Genomic DNA, 14291 nt, shown 5'->3' on the forward strand with positions numbered 1-14291 from the left:
GACAACGACGGTAGGCCCGGCCTCGGCCGGGCCCACCTCGCTGTGTCTCAGCCGGTGATACCGGCCTGCGGTCCGGCGCCCGCCGCCAGCAGTGCGGGGACGTCGGCGGCCGGGTCGAGCGTGTAGCTGTAGAAGTCACGCGGGTTGAAGGCCGAACCCCGGGTCTCCTGGCGGCCGGACGAGCCGGTCACCACGCTCCCGGTCTGGCGCAGTTCGGCGGTGGTGTCGGGGTAGTAGGGGTTCTTGACGTTCTGGTAGTAGCTGTTCTCGATGACCATCTTGGTGTAGCCGCGTGAGTAGTGGCCGTAGCCGCTGATGTTCTGCAGGTGGTTGTTGTAGAGGTGGGCGTAGGCGACGTTGTCGGTGCTCGGGTTGCGCTGGTTGGTGTCGTGGATCCAGTTGTGGTGGATGGTGATCCGCGCGGTGACGTTGGTCGTCCAGCCGATCCCGAAGGACTTGTTGCCCTCGCCGATGACGTTCCACGACACGGTCAGGTTCGTGGTGTCCTTGCGGCTGTCGATCAGCCCGTCGTTCATCCGCACGATCTTGTTGTGGTCGATCCAGACCCGGTTCGCGGTGTCCATCTGGATGCCGTCGTAGTCGAAGTCCTTGTCGTCCGGGTCGTCGGAGGCCACCCGGGTGTCGCGGATCGTCAGGTTCCTGATGATCACGTTGCTGGTGCCCTCGCCGAGGAAGAACCCGCCGTTGACGATCTGGCCGTTGGTGCCGACGCCGACGATCGTCTTGTGGGAACGGACCGGGATCTCCCGGCCGTAGGGCGACACGGTGACGGCCGCGCCGACGCGGATCGTGTACGGTTCGGCGGCCGAGGCGTACCGTTCGAGGTCGGCCTGACTGGTGACGGTGACGGTCTGGCCGCCCGCGCCGCCGGTGGTCCCGGCCGCCCCGGCGAACCCGTCGGGGGTGTTCGACCACTGGCTGTCGGCGGTGAACCGCCAGCGTTTGTTGGTGTTGGCCGTACAGGTCTCCTGCACGATCGCGACCCCGTTGTCCTGTCCGGCGTCCTTGTTGGACAGACACAACCCGGTCACGTCGTTGACGATCTGGTACGAGTCGGTCCCCGACGCCACCAACCGCCACCGCTGCCAGGCCGCGCCGGTGCAGTCCCACTGCTGGACCTGCGCGAACATCTCGGTCGTGCCGTTGCGGATCTCCAGACACTTCCCGGTGTGCGCGCTGGCCAGCTCGAACGTTCCGCTGGTGGCCGAGCGCAGCTGGTACCGCTGCCAGGTCGCCCGGGTGCACTGCCACTGCCGCAACAACGCCCCGTTGTCGGTCGTCCCCGACTGCACCTCCATGCACTTGCCACTGTTCACCACGGCGATCTGGTAGGTCCCGCCGGCGGCGGGCACGGCGGCCTGGGCCGAGGTCAGCCCGACCACGAGTGTGGCGACGACTCCCGTCACCGCCGCCACGACACCGAACATCGTGGATCTCATCTGATGTTTGTCCTTTCCGCTCAGCCGATCGGGTTCCACCCGTCGGTGCCCGCCAGGTACTTCTGCGGGGTGTACTCCCCCGCCTGCGCGTCGCTCAGTTGCGGCCGGTTCGAGTTGGTGCCGGCGCCGGCGCCGGTGTTGCGGTACTCCAGGAACCTGGCGTCGCGCCAGGAGTTGTCGGACATGTCGGTCCACGGCTGGGAGGTGCGGATCGTGCCGCTGAGCGAGGTCTCCCGGTACAGCACCTGGGCGTTGGGTCGCCACGGCCGGCCGAGGGTGGTGTTGTTGGAGCCCGAGCCGGTGATCGTCGACTGGTAGAACATCAGCCCGTACCGTTTCTCGGCGGCGGTGCTGGCGGCCGTGATCGGGCCGCCGGTGGACCGCTTCTCGTACACCGAGGTGCGGTGGAAGACCATGGTGCCGCCGCCGAAGATGAAGTCGACGGTGCCCTCGACGTAGGAGTCGACCATGTAGGCCCGGGCGGAGTCGTTGACCAGGAACGTGTCCTGGTCGCCGAGCAGCCGCACGTCGCGGAACACCGCGCGGTCGGCGCCGAGGTTCACCGCGACGGCCTGGTGTCCTTCCGGGGTGGAGTTCTCGTCGAAGTCGTTGGAGATCGTCAGGTTCACCGCGAGGAAGTCCCGCCCGTTGAGGAAGGCGGTGGCGCTGCCGGACGTGCCGTGGGTGTACGCGGAGTGGTTGTTGACGATCAGCACCTGTGACGGCGACGTGCCGAGGCCCTCGAAGGTGATGTTCGGTTTGTTCGACGGGACGGTCACGACCCCGCGGTAGGTTCCCGGTTTGATGGTGATCAGGATCCGGCTGGGGCTGTTGGTCGGCGCGGCGTCGACGGCCGCCTGCACCGTGCGGTGGAGCCCGGTGCCGTCGGCGGCGACCGTGGGCTGTTGGGTCGAGCCGTCGGGGGCGAAGCGCCAGCGTTTGTTGGTGTTGGCGGTGCAGGTCTCCTGCACGATCGCGACCCCGTTGTCCTGTCCGGCGTCCTTGTTGGACAGACACAACCCGGTCACGTCGTTGACGATCTGGTAGGAATCGGTCCCCGACGCCACCAACCGCCACCGCTGCCAGGCCGCGCCGGTGCAGTCCCACTGCTGGACCTGCGCGAACATCTCGGTCGTGCCGTTGCGGATCTCCAGACACTTCCCGGTGTGCGCGCTGGCGAAGGTGTAGACACCCGAGCCGGCTGACTGCAACCGGTAGCGCTGCCAGGTCGCCTGGGTGCACTGCCACTGCCGCAGCAACGCCCCGTTGTCGGTGGTCCCCGACTGCACCTCCATGCACTTGCCGCTGTTCAGCACATTGATCTGGTAGGTCCCGCCGGCCACCGGAACGGCCGCCGAGGCCGGTGCGGAGGCGACGGTCAACACGCCGAGACCCAGTGCCACCGCGACCACGGCGCGCCACACGGGTCCGAAGAACGAACGAATCGGTCTGTCCCTGCCATTCATGGGCACATCCCTTTCTCAACCGGCATCAACGACGGCGAGCCACCGGCGTACGACCGGTGTCGTGAGATTTTGGGAGCGCTCCCAGACAGGCAACGGTAGAGATCTGATGTCTTGGCAGTCAAGGACAGGATTGTCCACCCCGGGCCGGCGACCCGGGGTGGACGCGGTTCAGCCCAGTTCCCCCAGCAGGCGCCAGGTTCGGCGGCGGTCCTCGTCGGTGGTCAGGTCGGTCTGGGTGAGCACCACCTCGGTGGCGCCGGCGTCGAGGTAACGTCGGATCTCGTCCGCGAGCACCTGCTCGTCGCCCAGTACCACCAGATCGGCCGCCTTCTCCGCGCCGGACAGGGCGATCGAACGCTGGTAGGACCGCACACCGTCGTAGAACGCGGTCTGCCGCGCGGCGACCTCCCGCGCCGCCGCGACATCGGCGGTCACCAATCCGGGCACCGCCGCCACGATCCTCGGCGCGGGCCGCCCGGCGCGCTCGGCCGCCCGGATGATCGCCGGCGCGATGTGCTCGCCGATGGCCCTCGGCCCGGCCAGGAACGGCACCGTGCCGTCCGCCAGCTCACCGGTGACCCGCAACGCCTGTGGCCCCATCGCCGCCACCACCACCGGCAGCGGCGACCCGCCCGCCACCGACGCCGGCATCGGCGTACGCGCCACCAGCGTCTCCCCCGCGAAGTCCACCGTGCCGGTGTCCACCAACGACCGCAGCGCGATCAGGAACTCCCGCAGCCGCCGCACCGGACGGTCGTGGCGCTCACCGAACACCGGCTCCACGAACGCCGAGGCCCCCAGCCCCAACCCCAACGTGTACCGCCCACCGGTGGCAGCCTGTGTCGTCTGCGCCAGACCGGCCAACGGGATCGGATGCCGCCCGTACACCGGCACCACCGACGAACCGACCGCCAACCCCGGCACCGCCCGGCCGACGAGCCCCGCCACCGCCACCGAGTCGACGTCGAACCGCTGCGGGAACCACGCCGACCCGATCCCGGCCTTCGCCGCCTCGTGCCCGAAGGCCACCGCCGAGTCCACCGCGTTGCCCGCCCCAGCGGGAATCACCACTCCGATACGCATGCGAGCGGCAACACTCCGACATCCCGCCCCCTTCCCACGCCCACCATGCGGAACGGGGGTTCACCAACGGCCCGCTGACGGTGTAGGGCTACCGGTAGAGGCTGACCGAATCGTCGGTTCCGGCGACGACGATGGCGCCTCCGGGATAACCGGAACGGTTCGTCGCCGTGATCTCCCAGGCCTTCTCACCGGTCTCGATGCGATAGGCGATGTCGGCGTACCCGCCGTCGTCGTCGATGTAGTTGTAGACCAGGTGGGTGCCGTCGGACTCGATCCAGTAAATCTCCACGGCGACGTCTCCGGTCATGTCGATCGCCGGCGAGAGGGTTTCGCCGGTGTAGACGTCGTGGACGCGGACGAACTCGCGGCCGGTCGATTCCGGTTCGCCGTCGGGGCCGGTGCCGGCGTCCGGGTCGGCGACCTTCAGCAGCAGCCGGTCCTCCAGGGTGACCATCTGGCGGGTCAGCTCGGGGCCGTCGACGCGCCACAGCAGGTGCCCGGTCTCCGGGTTGGCCGCCGCGACCGTGTTCTCGTCGCGGAAGTGCGGCGAACGCTCCTTGAGGCGCGACAGCAGCGGCAGGGCGAACACCGGCGAGTACACGTTCTGGTAGCCGGTCGGCTCCCACCCGGCCACCGACGAGACCTTCTCACCCTCCAGGTCGTAGAGATCGGTGCCGGTCCAGGTGGGGTTCTGGACGGCGATACCTCCCCGGAACACCGCCCAGGTGAGGTCGCGTTCGTCGCTGACCCGTTCGGCGCCGAGCACGCGCTCACCGTCGTCGGTGCCGACGAAGTTCACCTCGTCGCCGTCGATCGAACCGTCGACGAGCAGGCCCTGGCTGGGCACCAGGTACATGTTCTGGTCGCCCTCGTAGGTCCACACCTCGTCGCCCTCGGTGGTGTAACCGGCGGCGAAACCGGTGTCCGCGCCGCTGCCGAACTGCGTGGTCACCACGAGCCGGTCACCGACGACGTCGATCGTGCGCAGATCCCGGTTGGGGACTTTGATGGTCCGGAGAAGCTTGCCGGTGCCGCTGTCGAGGATGAACACCGACGAGTCCGACCCGGTGCTCACCGGCGACACGCAGCCGATCCGGTTGCGGTGCACCGCGCAGGCCATCGGCGCCTCCTGCAGGTCGACCGGCGGCCAGGTCGCCGCGCCGGTGGCCGCGGCCAGGCCGATCAGGTAGGTGCCGCTGCGCAGGGTGATGATCTGGTCGTCGCCGCCGACCACGTCCGGCGGGCCGCCGGACATCGGCGTGGTCCACAGCGGGGTCGGCCGGCCGCCGATCGTGCGGAGCAGCTCGTCGCCGCGCAGGGTGTGCTGGATCGACTCGGCCTCCTGCGGGTAGAGGGTGTCGTCCCAGGTGAGGTCCGACACCGATCCCCCGCCGCCGCCCTCGGCCGACACGTCGTCGGACCCGTCGGTCACCACCAGGACCACCGCCGCGGCCAGCGCGACGACCACCGCGGCGGCCACACCGATCAGCCAGGGCCGCCGCCGGGACGGGCCGACGGGGACCATCGGCCGCGGCGGGACGAGGCTGGCGGCGTAGGCCTGGGCGAACGCCGTGCAGGAGGCGAAGCGGTAGCCCGGATCCTTGGCCATGGCCTGCCCGAGGACCTCGTCGACCCGGGGGCCGAGGTACGGGTGCATCGGCAGGACCGATGCCACCGGCTGCCCGAGGTGCCCGGCCACCACGGCCGCCCGGTCCGGGCCGGGGAACGGGTCGTGCCCGGTGAGCAGGCGGAACACAGTGCACGCCAACGAGTACTGGTCGGCCCGGCCGTCGACCTGACCGCCCCGGATCCGCTCCGGCGCGGCGTACCGGACGTCCAGCGCCCCGATCGCGACGTCGCCGAGCACCGGCTGCCCGGTGGGCCCGATCTCGATGGCCGCCGGCCGGACGTCGCCGTGCAGGAAACCCTGGGCGTGCGCGTGATCCAGGGCGCCGGCCACCGCCGTGGCGACCTGGCTGACCAGAACCGGCGGCAGTCCGGCCACCGCCCCGAGATTCGATCCCGGTTCCAGCTGCACGTTGTCCCCCTGTCGACGTCGCGAGAGCCGGACGAACCTAGCGCACGCCGGCCGGCGGCCGGACCGTTATGTGGGAGAAGGTGGCGTGCCGCTCGTCGTGAACCCGCCGACCTGGAGGTGTCGTCGTGGACCAGGTGGCCAGGAACGCGCTTGCCTCGGTGGGTCTCGGGGATGTCGAACTCCGGGCGTTCGTTCGGCCGGTTCACTGAAGAATTGCCCGATACGTCTGATGAATGACGTGATGTCCGAGCGAGGTTTGACCAGGCACTGAACTATAGTTCAGGCAGGTTACGGGCTTGTTGCGGGCACTGAACGTGATTTACGCTGATCATCACGTATTCATCTGATGTCTTACGTGGTGCAGCGAGGAGACACGGAACTTCATGCCTACGTTCTCGGATTCCCTGCCTTCACGGACGAGCGTCGCGCTCGCCGCCCTGGGGCTGTTGTTGACCATCACACCGGCGACCGCGACCGCCGACACCCCCGACACCGCCTGCGCGGACCAGGTGCGCGAGACCTCGGGCTTCACACCCGTGCTCGGCCTCGACCTGCCCTCGGAGTCGGACTGGCTCAACCAGCCCGTTCCCTACGACTTCGACCGGACGGCGGAGGTCGCCGGCGGCTTCGACCGCGTCGGGTACTGCCTGGAGCTCGACGGACCGGAAGGGCCGAAGTGGGTGTGGACGTCGATGGAGGCGTTCACCGACGACGCGACCCGACTCGGCCTGCCGACCATGTCCGGCCAGATCGTCCGGCAGCGGGTGGACGACCTCGACGTCCGGACCAACGTCCCCGGCGTGAACGTCGGCGGCGGGCAAACCGGCTACCTGGAGATGTGGCCCAACCAGTACTCGGCCGGCGCCAGTACCCAGGTCGCCAACGCCTCCTCCCAGGTGTACGACGCCGACGACAACATCACCGGCAACACCCAGGGCTACGGCTCGTTCCAGGTCCACCAGATCGGCGCGACCCGCCCGTCGGAGCTCCACCCCAAGACCGTCCTCGCGGTCAACACCTTCACCTCGGCCGACGACGCCGCGCTGTCGGTCGGGATCGGCACCAACACCGCCGGCGAGCCGGACTGGACCTTCGCCAACAACGCGAACTCCTTCACCCAGCGCCGGCTCACGGTCTACGCCCGGCCGGCGCCCGCCACGGTCACCGAGGGGCCGCGGGACCGCCAGCTCTACCCGCGCGACGCCCAGGGCGGGGCCAGCGTCCCGGTCTCGGGCACCGTGCTCGACCCCCGAGTGCGGACCCTGCGGCTGGAGGTCACCTCCGGGCGGAGCACCCGCACGCACACCGCCCGGGTGCGCGACGGCCAGTTCTCCTTCTCCCCACGGATCACCGCCGGGCTGCACTCCTACAAGCTGAGCCTGTGGACCGTCGGGGCCGTCGAGCGGCGGGTCGCGCACTGGACCGACATCGTCTCCGGCGACGTGTACGTCGTGCAGGGGCAGTCGAACGCGCAGGCGGCGCGCTACGTCGGCAACGCGGCCGGCGAGGAGTCGCCGTGGCTGCGCAGCTTCGGCTCGTCGACACCCGACCCGGTGATCTCCGGCGCGGACCGGGCCTGGCACCACGCCACCGGCGACGTGTCCTACCAGTCGGGCTCGATCGGCCAGTGGGCCATCCGCACCGGCCGCCGGATCGTCGACACCTACAAGGTGCCGGTCGCGCTGGTCAACGGCGCGCACGGCGGGCAGCCGATCGCCTTCTTCCAGCGCGACGACGCCGACCCCGACCGGATCACCACCAACTACGGCCGGCTGCGCCAGCGCCTGGCAGCGGCCGGGATCGCCGACCGGGTGCGCGGCGTGTTCTTCTACCAGGGCGAGAGCGACAGCGACAACGCGGCCGTGCACGTCGGCGGCTACTCCTCGCTGCTGGCCGACTGGCGCGCCGACCTCGGCGCGGCGATCCCCGGCGGCAGCCAGTACCTGACCTACCAGGTGCGGACCTCCCCGTGCAACAACGGAACCGCGATCGCCCTGCGGGACGCGCAGCGCCGGCTCGGCGACACCCACGACGTGACGGTGCTGTCGACCAACGGCCTGTCCGGGCACGACGGCTGCCACTACGCCTACGCCGGCGGGTACCGGGAACTCGGCGACCACGCGTTCGCCGTGCTCGCCCGCGACCAGTACCGGGGGCCGTCGGCCGGGGTGGCGCCACCGAACCCGCGCGACGCGGCGTTCACCGACCAGGCGCGCACCGAGATCACCGTCCAGCTGCGCTCGACCGACCCGCTCACCGTCGACCCGGGCGCCGAGGCCGACTTCCGGATCGACGGGTCGACCGCCACGGTGTCCGCCGTGGAGTACCAGGCGGGCGGCAGGCTGGTGCTCACGCTGTCCGAGCCGGCGCCCGACGCGACCGGCGTGACCTACCTCGGGCACCTGCGGGCCGGGCCGTGGATCACCAACGCCACCGGCGTCGGGATGCTCGCGTTCACCGGGATCACCGTCGGCTAGTTCCGCAACACCCGCACAGTGGGTAGTGTCCTGGTGACAGCGTGGTCACCAAGGGGGCGAGATGCGGGACGACAGTGGTCGAGCGGCTCACGGCGTGAGCCGCTCGACCTTTCTCAAGGGTGCCGCCGGGTTGCTGCTCGGCGCGGGCGGACTGGCCGGCGGGACCGGCACGGCCGCCGGTGAGCCGGGCACGCGTGCCGGTTACGTCAAGGATCTGACCGGTGAGGAGACCGCCCGGTTCGGTTTCCGGGGCACGGACCTCGGGTTCACCGCGCGCACCAACCACGGCTACTGCATCACGATCTTCGGCGACACGTTCGACCAGCCGGTGCCGCAGAACAGCACCGGGTGGCGCTCGCCGGTCGGGCTGCGCCAGTCCAACGGCGACATCCAGAACGGGATCCGCTGGGACAACTGCATCGGCGGCGCCCGCGCGAAGGAGATGATCCCCTACGTCCACGCCCCGCACGACGTCGCGCGCCACCAGCCGGGCCAGGTCGTCACCGAGATCCCCAACGACCTGATCCACCTGCCCGACGGCCGCTACATGATGACCACGTTCGGCGTGCGGGACTGGGCGATTCCCGACCAGGGCGGCATTCCCAGCCCCGGCGGCAGCTGGCGGACGTGGTACTCGCGCCAGTGGACGTCCACCGAGACCCACGCCGAGCACTGGACGCGCACCTGGAACCTGGAGACCAACCAGGAGAACATGGACTTCTGGAACGAGGGCCTCTGGTCGCACTTCCAGAACAACGCCATGATCATGTGGCCGAACGAGCCGTTCGTGTACATCTACGGCACCAACGAGGGCCGCTGGGCCGGCGGCGGCATCCATCTGATGCGGGTGCCGTGGGACCGGATGTGGCAGCGCGGCCAGTACACGTTCTGGGGCGCCGACGGCGCGGGCCGATGGGACTGGCGTCCCGGTGGGCCGTCGACCCCGATCATCGGCGCCCCGACCCCGTTCGAGGCCATCGGCGAGATCGCGGCCGAGGTGATCGAGGGCCGGGTCGTGTTGTCGTTCCTCAACGGCGCCCGCGGCGCGGTCACCCAGACCGCGCCGTACCCGACGGGGCTGTGGTCGGCGCCGAGGACCCAGGTGACCCCGGTCCAGGCGCAGAACCTGTACGCGCCGGTGGTCCACCCGTACTCGACCCTGGGCGGCGCACAGCTGCTGGTGTCCCAGTGGATCAACCCCGGCCCCAACTCGACGTTCTACGGGGTGCGGCAGTGGTCCGGGTCGCTCAACGGGCGGATCGCCGCCGGGGGCCGGGTCGGCGAGGAGCTGGTGGTGACCCGGGACGAGCCGGCGCTGCCGGGTCACGTCGGCCCGGTGTCGCCCCAGTGGCACCGCCTACCCCGCGCCGACCAGATCGCCGTCCTGGCCGACAACTGCGACCCCCGGGTCAGCCGGGCCGACCTCGCGGCGTCCACCCCGGGAAGCTGACCCGGTCGGCACTGGAGCGTTCCAGCACGGCGCGCTACTGTGCCGTGCGGGAACGGGACCGAGGACCGGGATGGCGGTGGGTTCGCTGTGGCGAGGCAGGCCGACGCGGCGAACGGGGAGCGGCGGACGACCATCAGGGACGTCGCGGCCTTGGCCGGGGTGTCGCCGTCGGCGGTGACCATCGCGTTGCACGACCGGCCGGGGGTGTCGGCGGCCACGCGGGAGCGGATCCTGGCGGCGGCGCGCGAACTCGGCTGGCGGCCCAACCTGGCCGCGTCGTCGCTGGCGGGCCGGCGGGTGCACACCGTGGGACTGGCGATCGCGCGGCCGGCCAGGCTGCTGGGGCTCGAACCGTTCTACATGGAGTTCATCTCCGGGATCGAGAGCGTCCTCAAGCGCCGGTCCTGTTCGCTGCTGCTGCGGTTGGTGGAGACCGACGACGAGGTCGAGGTGCACCGGGAGTGGTGGCAGGGCGGCCGGGTCAACGGCAGCATCCTGGTCGACCTGCGGCGTGACGATCCCCGGATCCCCGCGTTGAGCGGGATCGGGCTGCCGGCGGTCGTGGTCGGACATCCGAGTCTGGCCGGGCCGTTCACCTCCGTGTGGACCGACGACGCGGCCGCCGTCGAGGAGGCCGTGCGGTACCTGGCTGCCCTGGGGCACCGGCGGGTGGCGCGGGTGAGCGGGCCGGCGGAACTGGGGCACAGCGCGATCCGCACGGCCGCGTTCACCGCCGTCGCCGGGGAGCTGGGGCTCGACGCGCGGACCGTGGTCGCCGACTTCTCCGCCGACCAGGGCGGTCGTGCGTGCCGGCGGCTGCTGCTGGAGACCCCCCGGCCGACGGCGATCGTGTTCGACAACGACGTCATGGCGGTCGCCGCGTTGGGGGTGGCGGCGGAGTTCGGGCTGTCGGTGCCGGCGGACCTGTCCCTGCTCGCCTGGGACGACTCGCAGCTGTGCCAGCTCACCCGGCCGACGCTCTCGGCCATGCGCCACGACGTGTTCTCCTTCGGCGCCCAGGCCGCCGAGACGCTGTTCGCGGTGATCGAGGGCGCGCCGGCGGACAGCCAACTGGCGCACGTGCCGAGCCTGATCCCCCGTGGTTCCACCGCGCCGCCGGCGAACTAGTGCGTTCTAGTTGAGGTCTTGACGCTGTGACACCGGTCACTTACCTTCGGTAGATAGAACGCTCAAGTAACCCTGCCGCGCTTGAGGAGATCACCGTGTCCACGTTCCGTCGCCGGGCGGCGGTCGCCGCCGCCGCGCTGTCACTCGCCCTGGGTGTCCCGACCGGGACCGCGCAGGCCTTCCCGCCGTCGTCCCCGCAGCGGGTGATCGACCACCTGAACTCGATCACCGGCCAGTACGTCGTGTCGGGCCAGCACAACAAGGAACCGGCCAGCAACCCCAACCAGTACACCCAGCAGGTCAAGGACGTCACCGGCCAGTGGCCGGGTCTGTGGGGCGGCGACCTGATGTTCCGCCCGGAGGACGTCGCCAACCGCCAGCGGATCGTCGACCAGGCGAGGACCGAGTGGGCCAACGGCTCGCTGGTCACCCTGACCTGGCACGTCTGCACCCCGACCGGCGGCAGCACCTGCCAGTTCGACGGCGGTGTGAAGACGAACATCAGCGACGAGCAGTACGGCCAACTCGTCACCGACGGCACGGCCCTGAACAACGCGTGGAAACGCCGCCTCGACGAGGTCGTGCCCTACCTGAGCCAACTGAAGGACGCCGGGGTGCCCGTACTGTTCCGCCCGTTGCACGAGATGAACGAGTCCTGGAACTGGTGGGGCAACCGCCCCGGCCCCAACGGCGGCGCCCGCCTGTACCGAATCACCCACGATTACCTGTCCGGCAAGGGTTTGGACAACCTGGTGTGGGTGTGGAACGTGCAGGACAACCCGGCCGGCGACTGGGCCGCCTACTACCCCGGCGACGCCTACGTCGACGTCGTGTCGCTGGACGTCTGGTACAAGAGCTACCCCAGTTCGGCCGACTACCAACAGATCCGCTCCATCGCCGGCGACAAGCCGATCGCGATCGGCGAGACCGGCAAGGTCCCGACACCGGCACTGTTGGACGGGCAGCCGCGCTGGTCGTACTTCATGGTGTGGTCGGAACACCTGCGCGGCAACAACACCAACGCCGAGATCCAGGCGTGCTACTTCCACCGGCGCGTCCTGAACCAGGGAGAGTTCACCGTCCCCGGAATCCGGTAGAACTTCCCCACAGGGAGTTCGCCGAGGGGGCCCATGCCGTTGGTGCACCGGACGATCATCGCGGTCGACATCGAGGGCCTCCTCGACGCGAATCGCGAGATCGACAACTACCGCGAGACACGCAAGGGCATGTACGAGGTGCTCCGAACCGCGTTCAGCGAATCGGGCATCGAACTGGACATCTGCGAGGTCCAGGATCGCGGCGACGGAACACTCGTTCTCGTACCTCCGGACATCTCGAAATCTCTGGTCGCGGACCGGCTGCCGTACCGGATCAGCTCCGCCGTGATCCGGCACAACGACCGCCGGGTCCATCCGGCTCCGCTGCGACTACGGATCGGCGTCCATGCCGGAGATCTCCGTACCGAGGACGGGTACCGTTCCGGTCGGGCTGTCCTCACCGCGGTCCGCCTGGTCGACGCCGACGTGGTGTCGAAGGAATTACGTGCCGCCGGGGCGTCCGTCGCGGTGATCGTGTCGGAGGAGTTCTACACCCAGATCATCCAGCCCGACATGGGAACGTCTCCGCGGTCCTACCAGCCGGTCGCTGTGCCGATCGAGGACACCGCGATCAGGGCGTGGCTGCGACTGTTCGGCAGCGGAGAGTTCCCGTCCGAATCATCATCGTCGGTTCCAGCGCCACGTACCGAGCAGCCGCCGACGCCTGACTCGGACGTGGAGTGGCGGATCGGGACGCGGGGGTTCGGGGACCGGCCGCCGGCGGCGGATCTGTTGCGGCGTGGGGCGATGATCGACGCCCTCGCCGACGTGATCACGCCACCCGCCCACGACGAGGACCCCGACCGCTCCGGACCGACCGTGATCGCCCTGGACGGGCCGTGGGGCATCGGCAAGACCTCGCTCGTGGAACTGGTGCGGGCCAGGCTCGACCCCGCGAGCACACCGCCCACGCCGGTCGGGAAGGTCCGGCCGTTACGGGTGTTCGAGGCCGACCGTGCCCTCGGCGGACGCGGAACCGGGCTGTGGCGGCGGGACATGCTGCCCCGACCCGACACCGAACAACCACCGCTGATCACCGCCAGGTTCGAGCCGTGGGCCCACCAGACCAGCGAACAAGTCTGGGCCGGCCTGACCGGAACTCTGCTCGGCGCCGTCGAGCAGACCCTGCTCCCCCGGAGCGCGCCGGCCACCGAACGCTACTGGTTCCAGCGCAACCTCGACCGCGTCGACCGGATGCGGCTGCGGCGCTCACTGCGCAGGAACGTCCGCTCACCGCTCACGGCCGTCTCGACGCTCGCCCTCGCCGTCCCGCTGATCGCCGCCATGGCCCGCTCCACCGACACCTACCGGCTCGCCTGGCTGGTGGACATCGCCGGGTCGAACATCGCCGTGGGGCTCACCCTGGTGATGCTGCTGGGGGCGATCGGGCACTCGCTGGTCCGGTACTTCACCCGGCCGGCCGCCGACTTCCTGCCGGCGGAGCTGTTCGCCGGGCCGGCGCCCGGCGGCAGCGACGACGAGGACCTGCGCGATCCCTACCACAACGCCGACTCCGGGTACCTCTACCTCGCCCAGCACGACGTGTTCGCCGTGTTGGCGGACGTACAGGCGTGCGGTCACCACGTCGTGGTGTTCGTCGACGACCTGGACCGGTGCACGCCCCGGGCCACGGCCGAGGTGTTCGAGGCGATCAACATGTTCGTCACCCGCACGTTCCCGATCACCCGGTTCGTGCTCTGCCTCGACACCACCACCGTCGCCGCGCACCTGGACCACGTGTACGCCACGCTCAAGGGCAAGGTGCCGCACGGCGACGACCCGACCCCGGGCTGGAGCTTCCTGCGCAAGCTCATCCAGCTGCCGGTGACGATCCCGCACATCGACACCGACAACGTCACCGCCCTGCTCGACGATCTGCTCGGCACCCCCGCCAGCGCTCCGCGGACCACCACCCCGCCCACCGCCGGCACCGGCGACCAGGCGCCGGAGCCGATCCGGGTGCAATGCCGCTTACTTTAGGTGTTTCTGCTGGTTGGTGGCTGTTTTGGTGGGGGTTTCGGGGGTCGTGGCGGCAGGATGACGAGCAGGGGTGGCGTGTCGTAGCGGATCCCGACTTGGCCGGGTTTCTTGT

Annotated in this window: 9 protein-coding genes; 5 read left to right on the plus strand and 4 right to left on the minus strand. The window is 70.1% G+C overall.

The features are described from left to right. Positions 1 to 47: 47 nt before the first annotated feature. The 4 genes from BLA60_RS16155 to BLA60_RS16170 form a co-directional block, all read right to left on the minus strand. Positions 48 to 1460 (minus strand): RICIN domain-containing protein, encoded by a 1413-nt coding sequence (locus BLA60_RS16155; protein ID WP_075133684.1) that lies wholly within the window; start codon positions 1458 to 1460, stop codon positions 48 to 50. A 20-nt stretch (positions 1461 to 1480) separates the two neighbouring features. Continuing rightward, a complete protein-coding gene (locus BLA60_RS16160) occupies positions 1481 to 2926 on the minus strand; it encodes a pectinesterase family protein (protein ID WP_075133685.1) in 1446 nt (481 codons plus the stop codon). Positions 2927 to 3094: 168 nt separating this feature from the next. Then, positions 3095 to 4009 carry a TIGR03564 family F420-dependent LLM class oxidoreductase gene (locus BLA60_RS16165; protein ID WP_075133686.1) on the minus strand — a complete coding sequence of 305 codons (915 nt, stop codon included), beginning with the start codon at positions 4007 to 4009 and terminating at the stop codon, positions 3095 to 3097. 88 nt (positions 4010 to 4097) lie between these two features. Further along, positions 4098 to 6047, minus strand: coding sequence for a protein kinase domain-containing protein (locus BLA60_RS16170; protein ID WP_075133687.1), 1950 nt, complete (start codon positions 6045 to 6047; stop codon positions 4098 to 4100). A 383-nt stretch (positions 6048 to 6430) separates the two neighbouring features. On the opposite strand from BLA60_RS16170, the gene BLA60_RS16175 reads away from it, so the two are divergent. The 5 genes from BLA60_RS16175 (at position 6431) to BLA60_RS16195 (ending at position 14179) form a co-directional block, all read left to right on the plus strand. After that, complete coding sequence (locus BLA60_RS16175; RefSeq protein WP_084734990.1) at positions 6431 to 8524, plus strand: sialate O-acetylesterase; 2094 nt, start codon at positions 6431 to 6433, stop codon at positions 8522 to 8524. A 94-nt stretch (positions 8525 to 8618) separates the two neighbouring features. Continuing rightward, complete coding sequence (locus BLA60_RS16180) at positions 8619 to 9974, plus strand: glycoside hydrolase family 183 protein (RefSeq protein ID WP_075133689.1); 1356 nt, start codon at positions 8619 to 8621, stop codon at positions 9972 to 9974. 87 nt (positions 9975 to 10061) lie between these two features. Beyond that, entirely contained in the window at positions 10062 to 11102 is a 1041-nt protein-coding gene (locus tag BLA60_RS16185; RefSeq protein ID WP_075133690.1) for a LacI family DNA-binding transcriptional regulator, read from the plus strand. A 95-nt stretch (positions 11103 to 11197) separates the two neighbouring features. Then, a complete protein-coding gene (locus tag BLA60_RS16190) occupies positions 11198 to 12199 on the plus strand; it encodes a glycosyl hydrolase (protein WP_211288741.1) in 1002 nt (333 codons plus the stop codon). A gap of 33 nt (positions 12200 to 12232) precedes the next feature. Further along, positions 12233 to 14179 (plus strand): KAP family P-loop NTPase fold protein, encoded by a 1947-nt coding sequence (locus BLA60_RS16195; protein WP_075133692.1) that lies wholly within the window; start codon positions 12233 to 12235, stop codon positions 14177 to 14179. Positions 14180 to 14291: the final 112 nt, after the last annotated feature.

It is taken from the genome of Actinophytocola xinjiangensis (assembly GCF_001921215.1).
Taxonomy (GTDB): Bacteria; Actinomycetota; Actinomycetes; order Mycobacteriales; family Pseudonocardiaceae; genus Actinophytocola; species Actinophytocola xinjiangensis.

What these genes read in the sequence shown, in the direction of transcription:
- BLA60_RS16155 (WP_075133684.1), bottom strand. Translation starts at nt 1,460, where the DNA reads ATGAGATCCACGATGTTCGGTGTCGTGGCGGCGGTGACGGGAGTCGTC.
- BLA60_RS16160 (WP_075133685.1), bottom strand. Translation starts at nt 2,926, where the DNA reads ATGAATGGCAGGGACAGACCGATTCGTTCGTTCTTCGGACCCGTGTGG.
- BLA60_RS16165 (WP_075133686.1), bottom strand. Translation starts at nt 4,009, where the DNA reads ATGCGTATCGGAGTGGTGATTCCCGCTGGGGCGGGCAACGCGGTGGAC.
- BLA60_RS16175 (WP_084734990.1), top strand. Translation starts at nt 6,431, where the DNA reads ATGCCTACGTTCTCGGATTCCCTGCCTTCACGGACGAGCGTCGCGCTC.
- BLA60_RS16195 (WP_075133692.1), top strand. Translation starts at nt 12,233, where the DNA reads ATGCCGTTGGTGCACCGGACGATCATCGCGGTCGACATCGAGGGCCTC.